Genomic DNA, 15,379 nt, shown 5'->3' on the forward strand with positions numbered 1-15,379 from the left:
AACGAAACGGTTATACAGAAAGTATACAGGTTGTTCCAAGTAATACGTAATACGGAGAGTGTCAATGAGGCAACTGAAAATCAGCAAACAAATCACTAATCGTGAAAGTCTTTCTCTTGATCGCTATTTACAGGAGATCGGAAAATATGAGCTTCTGACTGCTGAGGATGAAGTGAAGCTCACCAAGGCGATCAAGGAAGGCTATGATATGCCCGTCGATACGCCGGAATACAAACGTGCGAAGCGCGCTTTGGACAAACTTATAAAAGGTAACCTTCGTTTCGTCGTGTCCGTAGCCAAACAATACCAGAATCAAGGCTTGACACTCGGGGATCTCATCAACGAAGGTAATCTCGGCCTTATCAAAGCAGCAAAGCGTTTTGATGAAACGAGAGGGTTCAAGTTCATTTCCTATGCGGTCTGGTGGATCCGTCAGTCGATTCTTCAGGCTCTTGCCGAGCAATCGAGGATCGTACGACTTCCCCTGAACCGTGTCGGGACGCTCAACAAGATCAGCAAGGCATACAGTCAGCTTGAGCAGGAGTATGAGAGGGATCCCAATACAAAAGAGCTTGCAAACCTACTCGATATGGACTCTCAGGATGTCGCCGATACCCTGAAAATTGCCGGTCGGCATGTGTCCGTGGATGCTCCTTTTGCTCAGGGAGACGATAACCGGTTGCTCGATGTTCTGCAGAACGACGGGCACAAACCCGATCACGGTCTGACACGTGATTCGCTGACTCTCGAGGTTGAACGTTCACTCTCGGTCCTCGCTCCGCGTGAAGCCGATGTTATCCGTTCTTATTTTGGTATAGGAATGGAAAATCCCCTTACACTCGAGGAGATCGGGGAGAAATTCAAGCTTACCCGTGAAAGAGTACGCCAGATCAAAGAGAAGGCTATCAGAAGGCTTCGCCAGTCAGCCTACAGTAAAATTCTTAAAGAGTATATCGGTAGTTAGGTTTGAGTGTTTTGCGATTGTACTCTCAGTTCGATATTGTCACCGGGTTTCAGGCCAAGCGTTAGTGAGGCGTTATCGTTTCGAACTGCTATTTCGAGAAACCCGCTACTGCCTCCGTAAATCAAGGGTTCTCCCTCTGCAACCTCCCCATAAGTACGCCGTAACGGCACGAAGTCCCCATTTTTCAGAAACACACCCACAGCTTTTTTCCCTTTTTTTTCGAGCTGGTCATCGGTAAACGAGGTGATGAGGTTACCATAGACATCGGCGTACAGAATGACTCCCTGCCATGAGAGCTCTCCGTCAGGTGTTCTGTTTTCTGGAAGCGGGATTCGTATACAGTGTTCAGGGTTGACTGTATTGCCAAGGGTTGCCGGGGTGATGCCATTGGCGAGGTGTGCGGCGGCAGGGGCAAAAACGTCTCTCCCATGAAACGTTGTGCTTTGTACGGTAAGCATGCAGGATGGATTGGTTATGATGTAACAGTTATCGACTCTTTGCATGCTCATGACGGAACTCAGCAAACCGTTGTCGGGTGCGATGAAAATCTGCTTTTCAGTCACGAGTGCGATAGCTTTTCTCTTTGTTCCGACTCCGGGATCTACAACAGCGACGAAAATCGTTCCGTCAGGAAAGTAGGGGGCGGATAAGCCAAGCTGCAAAGATCCCTGCAGTATATTCTGAGGTGTAATGCCGTGGGTCAGATCTATAATTCCGGCAAAAGGGGAGATGCCGGCAATGACTCCTTTCATGACGCCTACATAATGGTCCTGAAGTCCGAAATCGGTCATCAGGACTATGAGGGGTTTGGGTGGTCGCATGGCTTATTTGTTTGCGATTTTGTAAATGATGATGCCGATGCCGAGAAAAAGCAGGTTCGGCAACCATGCAGCGAGAACCGGGTCCATCAAAGCGCGGTACCCGGCAATGGCAAATGTCCTCTGTATGGCAAGATAGCTGAATCCAATGAAAAGGCTTATCCCGAATTCAACGGCAAGTCCACTGCGTTTTTTTTGCGCGGATAGTGGAACTCCAATAAGTATGATGATCAGGGATGCCACCGGGAGAGCCATTTTACTGTGAAATTTGACGATGACTCTTCCCAGGTTTGAAAAGCCGGCTTGTTGCTTTTCTTCAATGTACCGGTAATGCTGTATGATATCCATCTCATCCGGCTGAACACCGAGATCTCTGAGGGACGATGCTGTCAGGGAAAGTTTCAGGGTGTCATTACCCGGGTTTTCCCGAAAGAGCACTCCGTTCTCATTGAAGATTCTCGTGCTGGTTTCATGCAAAAGCCAGTGGTCGAGGTTTTTTTCATAGGAGATTTTTTTTGCATCGATACGGCTGACGAGTTCCGGGCCGTCAAAGGTTTCGAGAGATATGTTGAAACCGGTGGCCTGTTGCGGATCGAGAGCTCCTATGGACAGGATTCTGTTTCGTGATTCGAGGATATGCAGGTTTTTATTCCCTGAAATCGCTTCGAATTTCTTGTCGAAATATTCCATTTCAAAGCGATTTTTCTCCACAGCTGCTTTTGGGTGCAGCCAGCCTGCATTGAGGATATTGAGGGTCGATAGGAGCAATGCTGTCATGAAAAAGGGCCTGAGCAGCTGTTTCATGCTTATTCCTGCTGCTTTCATTGCAGACAACTCACTTGCTCCCGACATCCGTCCGGTTACATACAGAGAGGCGAGCAAGGTACTCAACGGTGAGATCAGCAAGATGGTTTCAGGTACGAGACTCCAGAAGTACAGGGTTACTTTTCCTGCATCGATCCCCTTGTCGATGAACCGGCCTATGTTTTCTATGAGATTGACAAGAATGAACAGCGCTGTAAAACTTATCGCAGCAAAGACATAGGTCGAAAGGAACTGCCGGGCGATATATTTATCCAGAAGTTTCATGAAGTACAGGTAGGAAGACGTTTCATGCCGGAAACCAAAAAATGCAGGTGTACTCCACCTATAGGGATACACCTGCAGCTCAGCTAGCTCAACTGTTCAGCAGTTTTTCTTCTTCTCCTGAAAACAGCTGACCGGTGATTTCGGCTTATTGCCCTATCAGTACCGAGGCTCCTTCGCTGTCACCCATAATGATGACTTTGGAGTTGTCTGACTTGACCAGGTTCTGAAGGGCTTTTATCTGTTCATATTTCAGCAACTTATCTGTCAATGACTGTGAAAGAATTTGCTGGTAGTCGGCTATACCCTTGGCTTCGACACGTTTTCTTTCAGCTTCCTGTGTTTCTTTTTGCAGGACGAACTGCATTTTCTGGGCTTCCTGTTCAGCATTGATCTTGGCTTCGATGGCGGCTTTTACAGACTGAGGAAGAGAGATGTTGCGAACAAGCAGGTTTTCGAGAATAAGGCCGCGATTTTCAAAGTCGTTTTTGATGCTCGAAAAGATTTTCGTTTGAAACTCGTCACGTTTCTTCGAGTAAAGATCTACAGCGTTGTATATGACTGCGTTGTCCCTGATACGTGTTCTTGCGGTCGGTCGGACGATTTTATCGATATAAGAGAGACCGGGGCCGATTTCCCGACGTATTTCAGGAGCCTTGATAGGATTGATGCGGTAGAGGACGGTCATGTCGATGGTGACTTCCAGTCCATCGGCGCTGAGGACTCTTATTGGGGCATCACTCAACTGTGAAAGTTCGGTTTCCGTACCGGACATGGTATAGGTCTGGGTGGTGATGTCGAACAACTCAACCTTGACGAGCGGGTTGATGATGTTGAGCCCGCTGGAGAGCACCTCTTCCTGAACTTTACCGAATAATACCTTGACGCCGATTTTACCAGGTTCAACGATTCGTATACTTGCGGTCAGAATCCCGAGTATTATCGCAAATATTCCTCCAATCTTGAACAGCCCGGAAAACCTTAGCAGAGAAGGGTTGAGCGATCGTGCAGTAATCCCTATGAATAAAAGTACGATACCGAGAAAGAGTAGTGAAGTCATGATTGATATACGGATTGTTTTTTTTGTTGCAGAACCGGTTCGATGGACGACTGATTATGCAGTAAAGTTACCATTATTTTATTCCTCCCTGAAGCATCAATAACCGAATATTTCCTCGAGAGAAAGATTGTCGACTTTTCCGAACTTGCCGAGGGTTTCCATGTCGAGGTTTTCTTTTTTTCCCAGTACCAAGAGCGTGTATTTTTTATCGGTGAACCGCTGCCGGTGGAATGCAGCTATGTCTTCGAAGCCGAGGTTTGCGGTATTATCATAAATATCCTTTCGGATATCATGGTTCAAGCCGAGTTTTTGTGCCTCTTCCCTGGTGAAAAGAATTTTTGTTCTGGTCAGCCGTTCGGTATGGATTTTTCTCTGAATTCCGTTTTTTGCCGCTGCGAAGAGATCCGGTGATTCAGGCAGGTTTTCCTGTAATTGGGTTAAGCCTGAGAGCGCTTCGGGAAGTTTATCCGCCTGGGTCCCGATATAGCTGAAAATATAATGATGTTCATCTTTGTCTTTGGGTATGCGGTAAACCGAAAAGACAGAATATGCAAGAGCCTTCGCTTCACGGAGTTCCTGAAAAACGACCGACGACATGCCTCCTCCGTAATACTCGTTGAAGAGTGTGATCAATGGAATCTGTTCCGGATCATACCGTTCGTCTCTGGAGAGCATGAGCATTTCAGCCTGTGTCATGTCGTAATCGACGACATAAACACGGTTTTCCTGCTGCTCGATCTCTCTGTAAGGTTCTATGTCCGGGATAGGGACGAGTTTCCGTTTGAGGTGTTCGAGTTCCCGAAGTTCGGAAGAAAGCTTGCCTGGCGCAGCTGGCCCATAGTACAATACTCTATGGCGGTATCGCATGAGAGTGTCGATTTCGGCAAGCAACTCTTCGGGGGTTACCTTGTTGAGTTCGCCATTGTCGAGCACATTGGTGAATGGTGACGATGCGCCGTAGCGTCCGTAATTATACATTGCCTCGAAAAGGATTTTACGCTTCGAAAGCTTGTCGTCGGCTCTTTCCTTCAAAATACCTGCCTTTAGTTTTTCGAGTGCTTCAGGATTGGGACGGGCATCGCAGAGCAGCGTTTCGAGCATGTGAAGCGCTGTAGGAAAATGTTCCTGAAGACCGGAAAGTTTCAAGTAGAGGTGGTCGTCCGCGGTATACGCTGAAAAGCTCGCTCCAATCTTGTACATTTCCTGATTGAATTCGGCCGGTGTCAATGTAGATGTTCCCAGGTAACTGAGATAATCGAGTGCCAGATCGATTTTTTTTGTGTGATTATTGCCGATATCAAAGACATAGTAGAGGGAGAATAGGTCGTTTTCATTGTTTTTGACGGAATAGATCGGAACACCGTCGATAATGTTTTCCGATTGAATATCTCGCTCGAAGTCGAGAAAAACAGGGTCGATATCTTCTGTTTTGCGCGCAAGTATGTTTTCAGCAAAAACAGATGTTTTATTGCGGTTTACCTTGAGCGGTGTTATCGGCGGTTTCTGAATTTTGGGAGTTTCCGCATCTTTGCCATGCTGCTTGTAAATGGCAACGTAGTTGTTCCCGTAATGGTTACGTGCAAAGGCTGATATTTCTGCCTTGGTGATGCTGCTCAGGCGCTCTCTTTTCTCAACCACACTTTGCCAGTCGATACCGAGCACAAAGGCATCGACAAACGTTTCTGTGCGTCCCCTGTTTGTTTCAAGGGTTCTGAGTTCCTCGATCTTCAGATCGTTGATGACTGCCTCGAGGAGCCAGTCCGGGAAATTTCCTTTTTTAACGTTTTCGACCTGTTCGAGCAGGTGTTCCCTGACTTCATCGAGGCTTTGACCTTCTCGGGGTTTGGCGGAAAGAAGGTGCGTTGAATAATCTTTCATTTCGACCACCATCGAGGCAGCATCGAGGACTTTTTGACTTTGATTGAGGTTCAGGTCGATAAGGCCTGCCGTCTGATTGTGCAGTATTTTGTCGATAAGGGTAAGAAAATCAATATCCGGTGTGTCGGCCCCTCCGAACCTGAAGCCGATAACCAGTTCTTCCGCTTCGGGACCTTTTACCTTTGTGACCACCGGTTGTCCGATTGGATCTTCTTTTGGTGGGAAAAACTGAGGAACGGTATTGGGCTGGAGTTTCGAGAATTTTTCATCGATCAGCTGTATCGCTTCATCGGGATCGAAATCACCGGCAATACAGATCGCCATATTGTTCGGCACATACCAGGTACGGTAATAATCGATGACATTTTTTATTGACGGATTTTTCAGGTGCTCCGCTTCGCCGATGGTTGTTTGTGTGCCGTATGTATGTTTCCTGAAAAGGCCTGCGTAAAGATTTTCCCAGATTTTCCTGCTGTCGCTGTCCATCGTCATGTTTTTTTCTTCATAGACGGTTTCAAGCTCGGTATGGAACAGGCGCATGACCGGATTTCTGAACCTTTCTGCTTCTATGGTCAACCATTTTTCAAGCTGGTTGGACGGAATATCGTTCAAGTAGACGGTTTGTTCTACCCAGGTGTATGCATTCGTTCCTCTTGCCCCTATTGAACTGAGCAGTTTGTCATACTCGTTGGGTATGGTGAATTCAGCTGCAAAATTGGATGTGCTGTCGATGTGACGATAAATATCCGCTCTTTTATCCGGATCGTCGGTTGAGCGGTATTCTTCGTAAAGATCCATGATTTTCTGCAGTTCGACTTTTTCCTTTTCGTAATCCAGAGACCCGATAGAGTCCGTTCCTTTGAAAAGCATATGCTCGAGGTAGTGGGCGAGACCGGTTGTTTCCGCAGGATCGTTTTTACTGCCGGCCCTTACGGCGATCGAGGTGTATATCCTCGGCTCGTCCTTATGCGGACTCATGTAGACTGTCAGGCCGTTGTCGAGGGTGTAGATTCTTGTATGCAGAGGGTCGTTGGGTACTGTGGTGTATGAATACCGGTGTTCAGAATGCATAGCGGTGCACGACATTAGGATTAAAAGAATAAAAGCGTTAACGAAGGTACAGCGAATAGTGGCCGGGTGGATGAGTGGCTGACGGGAACAAAGACACATATACTGTACGGTATTTTGAGAGGCATTTTCCTGTTTCAATAACTTTCATGGTACAATCCTGAGAAAGAACTAACAAATTTTATAAATAGTTTAAATAGTTGAACAATAGCAATTTTACGGTAAGAAGGACGTGAAGCGGTAAAGGTAAAGCCAATGAAAAGAAACGACAACAATGTATATACAATTGAAAGCAACTATAAACCTAAAGGCGATCAGCCGGAAGCTATCCGGCAGCTTACCGATGGTGTGTTGAGAGGCGACCAGAGTCAGGTTCTTCTGGGTGTCACCGGTTCAGGTAAAACCTTCACGATGGCCAACGTTATCGCTGCTGTCAACAAGCCTGTTCTTGTCATCAGTCATAACAAAACGCTTGCCGCTCAGTTGTACGGTGAACTACGGCAGTTTTTTCCACATAATGCGGTAGAGTATTTTATAAGCTATTATGATTTCTATCAGCCTGAAGCCTATATCCCTTCGATGGATAAGTACATCGCAAAGGATTTGCGAATTAACGATGAAATCGAGCGGCTGAGGCTCAAAGCGACCAGCGCTCTTTTAAGTGGTCGCAAGGATGTCGTTGTAGTGAGTTCCGTGAGCTGCATCTATGGATTGGGTTCACCGGAAGACTGGAAAGCTCAGATAGTGGAACTTCGTCGGGAAATGGAGAAAGACAGGGACGAGTTTTTGAAAGAGCTTGTTTCCCTTCACTTTGTTCGTGATGACAAGGACCTGGCCTCCGGAAAATTCAGGGTGCGAGGAGATGTCATCGATCTCGTTCCGATGCATGAAGATATTGCTTTGCGCGTAGAGTTTTTCGGCAATGAGATCGAGAGGCTGCAGCTTTTCGATCATCAAAGCGGTGAAATTCTCGGTGATCAGGAGTATGCCTTTGTCTACCCCGCACGGCAGTTTGTCGCCGAAGAGGAAAAACTGAAACAGGCTATGTTCGCTATAGAAAATGAACTGGCCGGGCGTCTGAACGTTTTACGTGCCGAAGACAAGCTTGTCGAGGCACGCAGGCTGGAAGAGAGAACCCGTTACGACCTGGAAATGATGAAAGAGCTGGGGTATTGCTCGGGAATTGAGAATTATTCACGTCATCTGTCAGGCAGGGATGCCGGAGACAGACCGTACTGTCTCTTGGATTATTTCCCGAAAGACTACCTTGTCATTATTGATGAATCACATGTTACATTTCCGCAGATCCGTGGAATGTATGCGGGTGACCGTTCCAGAAAAACCATTCTTGTCGATTACGGGTTCCGACTCCCTTCGGCTCTTGACAATCGACCGTTGCGTTTCGAAGAGTTCGAATCGATGGTCCCGCAGTTGATAAGTGTCAGTGCGACTCCTGGAGAATACGAACTTCGCCGTACGGGCGGGGCGGTTGTCGAACAGCTTGTGAGACCGACCGGTTTGCTCGATCCGGAAATTTATGTTCGGCCTGTCAATGGGCAGATCGACGATCTTCTCGAAGAAATCCGGAAGCATACTGCCAAAGGATTCAAGTCTTTGGTGATGACCCTGACGAAGCGCATGAGTGAAGATCTGCATGATTTTCTCAGAAAAGCCGGCTTGAAGGTGCGTTATCTGCACTCTGAAATCAAGAGCCTCGAGAGGATGCAGATCCTCAGAGAGCTGAGAACCGGAGAGATCGACATACTTGTGGGGGTAAACCTTCTCCGGGAGGGACTTGACCTGCCTGAGGTGTCTCTTGTCGCTATTCTCGATGCTGACAAGGAGGGTTTTTTAAGGGATAGCAAATCGCTGATGCAGATTGCGGGCCGTGCCGCCAGAAATGTTGAAGGCAAGGTGATTTTTTATGCTGAGAAGATTACCGATTCCATGCGGACGGTTATCGAAGAAACCCGGAGGCGCAGAACGGTTCAACAGCAGTTCAATGCGGAACACGGTATCACTCCCGCATCGATCGTCAAGTCGGTTGACCAGGTTCTCGATACCACAGGGGTAGCCGATGCCGAGGAGCGGTTCAGAAGAAGAAGAATGGGACTCGAGCAGCGGTCACAGAGAGTTCTGGAGGACTTGATCGGTTCCCTGGGAAGCGAGGATCTGTATGCCATGGCGGAAACCCTCAAGCTGGAGATGCAGGAGGCGGCAGAGGGCATGGAGTATGAAAAAGCGGCATATCTTCGCGATGAGATTGCTAAGCTCGAGCACGCTGCGGAAGGAAAGACGCAAGGAAACGAACAAGAAAGCAAGAAGCTCCACAAATGAATGATGACGATTGATGGGAGAATGCATCTGGCGCTCTTGGAATTTCTGAAGGCATTTTCAAAACCTGTTCAAGTGTTGCTATTGTAACCTTATGAGCAATGAGCAATGAGCAATGAGCAATGTTTTTTCTTTGACTTCTTACGTATCGCTCGTTATTTATGTATTGGAACAGAAAATCATAAACCCGATTACCGGTACTTGACGTATGTTAGCCCAGATTGAAAAAGCACAATATGAAAAGATGCATGAAATTCTTCGACTGGCTCGGAAGAATCTCAGGAATTTCGATGAATCGCTGATTCAACGGGCTTTTTTCATGTGCTATAGAGCGCATGAAGGTGAAAAGCGTGCATCCGGAGAACCATTTTTCTATCATCCTGTTGAAGTTGCGAAAATACTGCTTACCGAGCTTCCTCTTGACGGGGTTTCGATAGCTGCGGCCCTGTTGCACGATGTCATAGAGGACAGTGAGTATACCTATGAGGACCTAGCAGCGGAACTGGGCAGTGAGGTGGCGGATATCGTGGAGGGTCTTACCAAAATCTCCGGGATTATGATCAACCGTGAGATTACTCAGGCAGAAGGCTTTCGCAAGATGCTGCTTTCAGTCGTCAAAGATGTGCGGGTTATTCTGATAAAGTTTTGTGATCGATTGCACAACATGCGAACCCTCGATGCTCTACCGGAGCATCGCCGCCTTAAAATCGCCCTGGAGACACGAGACATTTATGCCCCGCTTGCACATCGTTTCGGTCTCGGAAAGATGAAGATAGAGCTTGAAAACCTGGCGTTCAAGTATATCGACCCGGATATGTTCGAGAAGATTCAGCAGAAGGTACGGCTCAGTAGAGGGGAAAGAATCGCTTATCTCGACAAGATGATTGTGCCAATCAAAAAGGATCTGGAAAAGCAGGGATTCAAGGTGGATGTTGAGGGCAGGGCAAAACATCTGTTTTCCATTTATAACAAGATGCGTTATAAGAACAAGCGTTTCGAGGATATTCACGACCTTTACGGCATCAGGATCGTCATTGATACCGAACGGATTTCCGATTGCTTTGCTGCCTACGGTTACATAACACAGAAATATCCGCCGCTTCCCCAGCACTTCAAGGATTATATTTCCATCCCGAAACATAACGGATACCAGTCGCTTCACTCTGCGATTCTCGGGCCGAAAGGACGTGTCGTGGAGGTGCAGATTAGAACAAGCCGGATGCATGAGTTTGCGGAATTCGGTGTTGCGGCTCATTGGCGTTACAAGGAGAAAGTATCCAAGGATGACGCTACGATAGACACGTTTCTCAAGTGGGCTCGTGATCTCATCAAGGACGCCGACTCGGCTGCCTCGTTCATGGAGGGTTTCAAGCTGAATCTCTATCATGACGAGATCTATATTTTTACACCCAAAGGTGATATGAAAACCCTGCCTGCCGGAGCAACTCCTATTGATTTTGCGTATTCGATACACACGGAGATAGGTAACGGGTGTATCGGGGCGAAAGTGAACGGGAAAATCGTCAGACTCAATTCCGAGCTCAGGTCGGGTGATCGTGTAGAGATCATCACCTCCAAGAACCAGAAACCCAAAGCAGATTGGTTGAAGTTCGTTGTGACCCACCGGGCTCGTATGAAAATTCGCTCGGCAATCAACGAAGAACGGCGTCGCCAGATTGAAAAAGGCCGGAACATGTGGGAAAAGATGCTTTCCGGCACGAAGAAGCTGCTTACGGAAAACGATATCATAAAACAGGTCCGTAAATACGGCATCAAAACACCGGCAGATTTTTTCAGCGCATTGGCTAACCAGCAGATTGACGCCGAAAAGGTTTTCAAAAGTCTGGCCGATCAGGAACAGCAGCCCTTCACAACCGAGAAGCCGGAGCCTGAAGAGTACGAATATGATGCGTTTGCAGAAGAGGCTCGAAAGGGGAAAGAGGGTGAAAGAGTCGGCAAGGATGAAGTTGTTATCGAAGGGTTACCCAATATTGCGTATTCTTATGCCAAATGCTGTAAGCCGGTTCCCGGAGATGATATCATAGGGTTTGTCACCAAAGAGGGGTTTGTGAAGATCCATCGGAAAAACTGTGTCAATGTCAGTAATGAAAGTCTTCTGAAAAGTGAGCGCGTCGTAAGTGTTTCCTGGAACAGGAAGGTTGAAACCGAGTTTCTTGCCGGGGTTAAGGTGGTTGGAGAAGACAGGATCGGTATAACGAACCAGATAACCGGTGTGCTTTCCAAGTCCGATATCAATATTCGCAGTATCTCTTTGCATGCGAAAGACGGGATGTTTATCGGAACGGTCATGATCTATGTCCGTAACATAGCTCGTTTGCAGGCTTTGATGGATAAAATCAGAAAAGTACAGGGTGTGTTTTCCGTCGAGCGTCTCGGAAACTGAGCTGGTTTCCTATGAAATTGAAGATATTTTTGCACCGATACTTCGGTGTATCCTTTTATGCTTTGATGCAGAAATACCTCGAGGCTTTTGCCGGAGGAGCAGACATTGCATCAGGGCGTTGGTTTTGAAAAGACAGATGACCTCATAATCATGAACGGCATGAGCATCTATTCCGAGGAAATCGAACAAACCCTTGGTTCCCATCCGGGTGTTCATGATGCAGTGGTTCTGTCACTGAAAGACGGGATCTACCAGGATAGCCTTGTCTGTGCTGTAGTGCTTGAAAAGAATTCGGAAGCGACCGCTGACGATCTGTTCACGTTTACCCGGGAGCGGTTCGGTGCGTCTGTTCTCTATCGTGTCGTGATCCTCGATGACATTCCTCGTAATGAGCGGGGAAAACCTGTTCGAACCGAACTGAACAAGACGATTCTAACCCTTCTGGGGCGGAGTGCCGTGCTTGGCGGAAAAGGGGAGGCACAGCCTTTGGACCAGCGCGCCCGTGACTCCATCGAGGCTGCCGGTTTTTCCGAGATGTCTGTCCCTGAAAAAGGAAGGCTTGTTCCCCTGCGTCCGATCGAATCGACCCAATGGGGAGGTGTCGATGAAGAAGTCACTGACCATGTTCATTCAGAAAATCTCGTGACGGCTCCCGATGCTGCAAAACTTTTCAGTCTCGATGTAGCGGGCATCGACATCATCAGCGCCGATATCTCTGTGCCTTGGTATGAGAATGGAGCTATCATCAACGAAGTCAACTACGCCCCTTTGTCCGGAGGGGGGGGGAGATTTCAAAGCGCCATATACCAATTTTCCTCCGTGAGTTCATGGCAGGTGACGGCAGAATCCCTGTCAACGTTTTTGTCGGAGGGGAGCGTGCGTTGCGAGCTACGTTCAGGCTCTGGAGAGCTCTGCTTTCAAAAGGAATACACGCATTTCTGACCAATGAAAGGCAAACCTTCGATTCTTCAGGAAAACCGGTTCACATGCCGTTCATAAGCCTCTACCGGCGTATTCGAGCCCTGACGCTTTCGCCGAAAGTTGATGCGATTGTCATGGCGGTCCAGATGGACGAGTTTCTCTTTAGCGGTTTACCCCTTGAATATGTCGATAGTATAACTGTGTGTGATGCTCGGCTGGCATCGTTCAGGGAACAGGACAAACCGCTGTCAGCAGAACGCCTCGATGCAATGAAACACTTTCTTGCAGACTGGAAAAAAGTATGAAACGTTCAAGGCGGATTTATCATTGGCCGTTACGGCAGATTCCGTCCGGTATCATCTGCGAACAAGCATACAGGCTGGAGAGGTTTCCGATCTGTAAAAAAATCAGAATGCAATTCTCATGGTGTACCAGCTTTCGGTTCCGAGTTCAGGATGATGAACAAGGGCTATGTCTCCCTGGAGGCTCTCGAAGATAAAGCCAGCTCCTCCGGAAAATGTCGATGGTCCTGTCGTGAAGCCTGCACGTAGATTCAGGAAAGAAAAGACTCGAACTTCTCCGCCTGCCCGCAGCCTGGCATCTTTTTTTTCCCGCTTTTCGATGACCGCATTGAGGACAATGTCTGTTGAGGGTTTGTACGCTAAACCGGCAAAACTTGTCGAGGGAGCATTTTCGCCATTCTTGCCTGTTTCCGGACGGTTCAGATTGAAAATCGAGGCACCCAGGTTCACAGAGGAAGAGAGTGATGTAAGGACTCCGAGGTTGACCCCCAGAGTGGACTCGGATCCTTTTTCTGCGGTATCCCTGTCGAGAATACCGGCTGATATTCCGGCTCGTAAAGGGCCTGCTACTTTTGTTGCATACGTAAGGAAAGTGAATGTCTCGTTGTAGAGAGAGGAGCCGTAATTCAGCCAAGAGATTCCGGCACATCCGTTCCTGTCGAATGAAAGAGCGTTTGTTTGCAAGGTGCCGTAAAAACTGTCAAACGAGCTTTGTCCGAACGGTAGCGCATAGGAGATGCCGGCAGAGCGATTTTTCTCTGCAGCACGTGAAGCGGGATTATAGAAAATACCGAAAGGAGAATTTTCAAGGGCTACGCCAGCACCTCCCATTGCTTCGACGCGTGCATCCGGGCTGCGGTGTTCGAAACTGCCGGATACAGTCGCAGGGATAAGGTTGAGGATTAAGAGCAAAAACAGGAACGTTACTTTCATGTATGTACATCTCTACGGGAGGGTGTATTAAAGGAGTAATATAATTTATTTCTTTGTAAAACATGATGTTATTGCTGATGAATCCTTTGTTTTTTCCTGACTGTAAGGAAATCCGTATTTTTTTGTGTTCTTGAACTCGTATTGCGAGTCTCGGAATATCGTTCGTAACAGTCTTGAATGATCAAAACCATAGTTGAATAAACGCAAGGAGCATAACCATGAAATCCGGTTTTTTTAAGATTCTATCCGTTTTTTTTCTCGCTTTCATGTTCAGCGGTTGTGGATACAATGCCATGCAAAAGAATGAAGAGGGGGTCAGCAAGGCATGGGGAGACCTCGAGTCACAGCTTCAGAGAAGAGCCGATCTTGTCCCCAATCTCGTTGCAACGGTGAAGGGGGCTGCCGATTTCGAGCAGGAAACCCTTACGGGGGTTATCGAAGCTCGGTCAAAGGCATCCTCTGTCCAGTTGACCCCTGAAATGCTCAGTGACCCGGCAGCAATGGCTAAATTTCAAAACGCGCAGGGAGAACTATCATCCATGCTTTCGAGGCTTATGGTTGTTGTAGAGCGATACCCTGAGCTCAAAGCGAATCAGAACTTCAGGGATCTGCAAAACCAACTGGAAGGTACCGAAAACAGAATCAGCGTTGCTCGTCAACGGTATAACGCTTCAGTTGAAACCTTCAATTATTCGATAAGAATGTTTCCAAACTCACTGACCAATGGTGTTATTCTTCACCTGAAGCCGAAAGAGTATTTCAAGGGTGATGCATCGGCGCAAGAGGTGCCACAGGTGGAGTTTTAAATGGTGCAGAGTTCTCTTGTAAGGAAGATGCCATACATGCTCGGTGGTATATTGTTCATTATCATGGTGCAGGTTTTCTTTTGGCCAGTCAGCTTGGCTGAAGAGCTTCCCTCTTTGACCGGAAGGGTGAACGATTATGCTTCTATGATTACTCCTGAGACAGCAAGAGGTATCGATGAAAAGCTTTCACGGCTCGAAGAAAACGAGTCGACGCAGGTTGTTGTTCTGACCGTTGATTCCCTCGAAGGTGAACCGTTGGAGGACTTTTCCATCCGTGTTGTGGAGGCGTGGAAGATAGGGGAGAAAGATTACGATAACGGGGTTTTGTTGCTCGTTGCAAAACGGGACCGCAAGGTGCGTATAGAGGTTGGTTATGGACTTGAAGGGAGGCTTACCGATTTAACCGCAGGAAGAATCGTCGATAACGAAATCGTACCTTTTTTTGCGAAAGGCCGTTATGATCGAGGTATTGCCCACGGTATCGATATGATCATTGCCGCCGTTCAGGGTGAGTATTCTGCCATTCAGAAAGAAAATGATGACGAGCAAAACGGAGGATCTCTTCTTCCCGTTCTGATTATCCTGATCGTGATCATTTACTTTTACAGTCAGGTGCCTCGTGGCGGTGGGGGGCACGGTTCCGGTCCGCTGATATTCACAGGAGGTCTTGGTAGCGGTGGATTTTATGGCGGAGGCCGTGGAGGCGGAAGTTTCGGCGGAGGCGGTTTCAGCGGTGGAGGCGGAAGCTTCGGTGGCGGTGGTGCTTCTGGAAGCTGGTGAATGCCGGATACCGGTTTGTCTCTTG

At 47.7% G+C, this 15,379-nt stretch carries 12 protein-coding genes; 7 read left to right on the plus strand and 5 right to left on the minus strand.

Annotated elements, in window-relative coordinates:
• Nucleotides 1-64 precede the first annotated feature (64 nt).
• A complete protein-coding gene (locus QZ209_RS11145) occupies nt 65-964 on the plus strand; it encodes an RNA polymerase sigma factor RpoD/SigA (protein WP_294347901.1) in 900 nt (299 codons plus the stop codon).
• Here QZ209_RS11145 and QZ209_RS11150 read toward each other — a convergent pair.
• From QZ209_RS11150 to QZ209_RS11165, 4 genes are all read right to left on the minus strand, one after another.
• Nucleotides 961-1,785: an SAM-dependent chlorinase/fluorinase gene (locus QZ209_RS11150; RefSeq protein ID WP_294347903.1), complete on the minus strand. Its 825-nt coding sequence runs from the start codon at nt 1,783-1,785 to the stop codon at nt 961-963. The two genes, QZ209_RS11145 and QZ209_RS11150, sit on opposite strands and share 4 nt — an antisense overlap.
• 3 nt (nt 1,786-1,788) lie before the next feature.
• Nucleotides 1,789-2,871, minus strand: a complete 1,083-nt coding sequence (gene lptG, locus QZ209_RS11155; RefSeq protein ID WP_294347905.1) for an LPS export ABC transporter permease LptG — start codon at nt 2,869-2,871, stop codon at nt 1,789-1,791.
• 145 nt (nt 2,872-3,016) lie between these two features.
• The gene (locus tag QZ209_RS11160) at nt 3,017-3,928 is read right to left on the minus strand and encodes a prohibitin family protein (protein ID WP_294347908.1); all 912 of its coding nucleotides are present in this window, start codon (nt 3,926-3,928) and stop codon (nt 3,017-3,019) included.
• A gap of 96 nt (nt 3,929-4,024) precedes the next feature.
• Nucleotides 4,025-6,892, minus strand: a complete 2,868-nt coding sequence (locus QZ209_RS11165) for a M16 family metallopeptidase (protein ID WP_294347910.1) — start codon at nt 6,890-6,892, stop codon at nt 4,025-4,027.
• 237 nt (nt 6,893-7,129) lie between these two features.
• Here QZ209_RS11165 and uvrB point away from each other — a divergent pair, with 237 nt between their 5' ends.
• The 4 genes from uvrB (at nt 7,130) to QZ209_RS11185 (ending at nt 12,838) form a co-directional block, all read left to right on the plus strand.
• Nucleotides 7,130-9,211 (plus strand): excinuclease ABC subunit UvrB, encoded by a 2,082-nt coding sequence (gene uvrB, locus QZ209_RS11170; protein WP_294347912.1) that lies wholly within the window; start codon nt 7,130-7,132, stop codon nt 9,209-9,211.
• Between the two features lie 205 nt (nt 9,212-9,416).
• Nucleotides 9,417-11,612 (plus strand): bifunctional (p)ppGpp synthetase/guanosine-3',5'-bis(diphosphate) 3'-pyrophosphohydrolase, encoded by a 2,196-nt coding sequence (locus tag QZ209_RS11175; protein ID WP_294347914.1) that lies wholly within the window; start codon nt 9,417-9,419, stop codon nt 11,610-11,612.
• 159 nt (nt 11,613-11,771) lie between these two features.
• Complete coding sequence (locus tag QZ209_RS11180; protein ID WP_294347916.1) at nt 11,772-12,554, plus strand: hypothetical protein; 783 nt, start codon at nt 11,772-11,774, stop codon at nt 12,552-12,554.
• A 44-nt stretch (nt 12,555-12,598) separates the two neighbouring features.
• Entirely contained in the window at nt 12,599-12,838 is a 240-nt protein-coding gene (locus tag QZ209_RS11185) for a hypothetical protein (RefSeq protein ID WP_294347918.1), read from the plus strand.
• 102 nt (nt 12,839-12,940) lie between these two features.
• On the opposite strand, the gene QZ209_RS11190 is transcribed toward QZ209_RS11185, so the two are convergent.
• Nucleotides 12,941-13,768 (minus strand): hypothetical protein, encoded by an 828-nt coding sequence (locus tag QZ209_RS11190; RefSeq protein WP_294347920.1) that lies wholly within the window; start codon nt 13,766-13,768, stop codon nt 12,941-12,943.
• A 218-nt stretch (nt 13,769-13,986) separates the two neighbouring features.
• Between QZ209_RS11190 and QZ209_RS11195 the strand changes: the two genes are divergently transcribed.
• The gene (locus tag QZ209_RS11195) at nt 13,987-14,574 is read left to right on the plus strand and encodes a LemA family protein (RefSeq protein WP_294347921.1); all 588 of its coding nucleotides are present in this window, start codon (nt 13,987-13,989) and stop codon (nt 14,572-14,574) included.
• Nucleotides 14,575-14,610: 36 nt separating this feature from the next.
• Nucleotides 14,611-15,354: a YgcG family protein gene (locus tag QZ209_RS11200; RefSeq protein ID WP_294348045.1), complete on the plus strand. Its 744-nt coding sequence runs from the start codon at nt 14,611-14,613 to the stop codon at nt 15,352-15,354.
• The last annotated feature ends 25 nt before the right edge of the window (nt 15,355-15,379 follow it).

Source organism: Prosthecochloris sp. (assembly GCA_015482705.2).
Lineage (GTDB): Bacteria > Bacteroidota > Chlorobiia > Chlorobiales > Chlorobiaceae > Prosthecochloris.

What these genes read in the sequence shown, in the direction of transcription:
- lptG (WP_294347905.1), bottom strand. Translation starts at nt 2,871, where the DNA reads ATGAAACTTCTGGATAAATATATCGCCCGGCAGTTCCTTTCGACCTAT.
- QZ209_RS11190 (WP_294347920.1), bottom strand. Translation starts at nt 13,768, where the DNA reads ATGAAAGTAACGTTCCTGTTTTTGCTCTTAATCCTCAACCTTATCCCT.
- QZ209_RS11185 (WP_294347918.1), top strand. Translation starts at nt 12,599, where the DNA reads ATGCCGTTCATAAGCCTCTACCGGCGTATTCGAGCCCTGACGCTTTCG.
- QZ209_RS11150 (WP_294347903.1), bottom strand. Translation starts at nt 1,785, where the DNA reads ATGCGACCACCCAAACCCCTCATAGTCCTGATGACCGATTTCGGACTT.
- QZ209_RS11175 (WP_294347914.1), top strand. Translation starts at nt 9,417, where the DNA reads ATGTTAGCCCAGATTGAAAAAGCACAATATGAAAAGATGCATGAAATT.
- QZ209_RS11165 (WP_294347910.1), bottom strand. Translation starts at nt 6,892, where the DNA reads ATGTCGTGCACCGCTATGCATTCTGAACACCGGTATTCATACACCACA.
- QZ209_RS11180 (WP_294347916.1), top strand. Translation starts at nt 11,772, where the DNA reads ATGAGCATCTATTCCGAGGAAATCGAACAAACCCTTGGTTCCCATCCG.
- QZ209_RS11145 (WP_294347901.1), top strand. Translation starts at nt 65, where the DNA reads ATGAGGCAACTGAAAATCAGCAAACAAATCACTAATCGTGAAAGTCTT.
- QZ209_RS11195 (WP_294347921.1), top strand. Translation starts at nt 13,987, where the DNA reads ATGAAATCCGGTTTTTTTAAGATTCTATCCGTTTTTTTTCTCGCTTTC.
- QZ209_RS11200 (WP_294348045.1), top strand. Translation starts at nt 14,611, where the DNA reads ATGCTCGGTGGTATATTGTTCATTATCATGGTGCAGGTTTTCTTTTGG.
- uvrB (WP_294347912.1), top strand. Translation starts at nt 7,130, where the DNA reads ATGAAAAGAAACGACAACAATGTATATACAATTGAAAGCAACTATAAA.
- QZ209_RS11160 (WP_294347908.1), bottom strand. Translation starts at nt 3,928, where the DNA reads ATGACTTCACTACTCTTTCTCGGTATCGTACTTTTATTCATAGGGATT.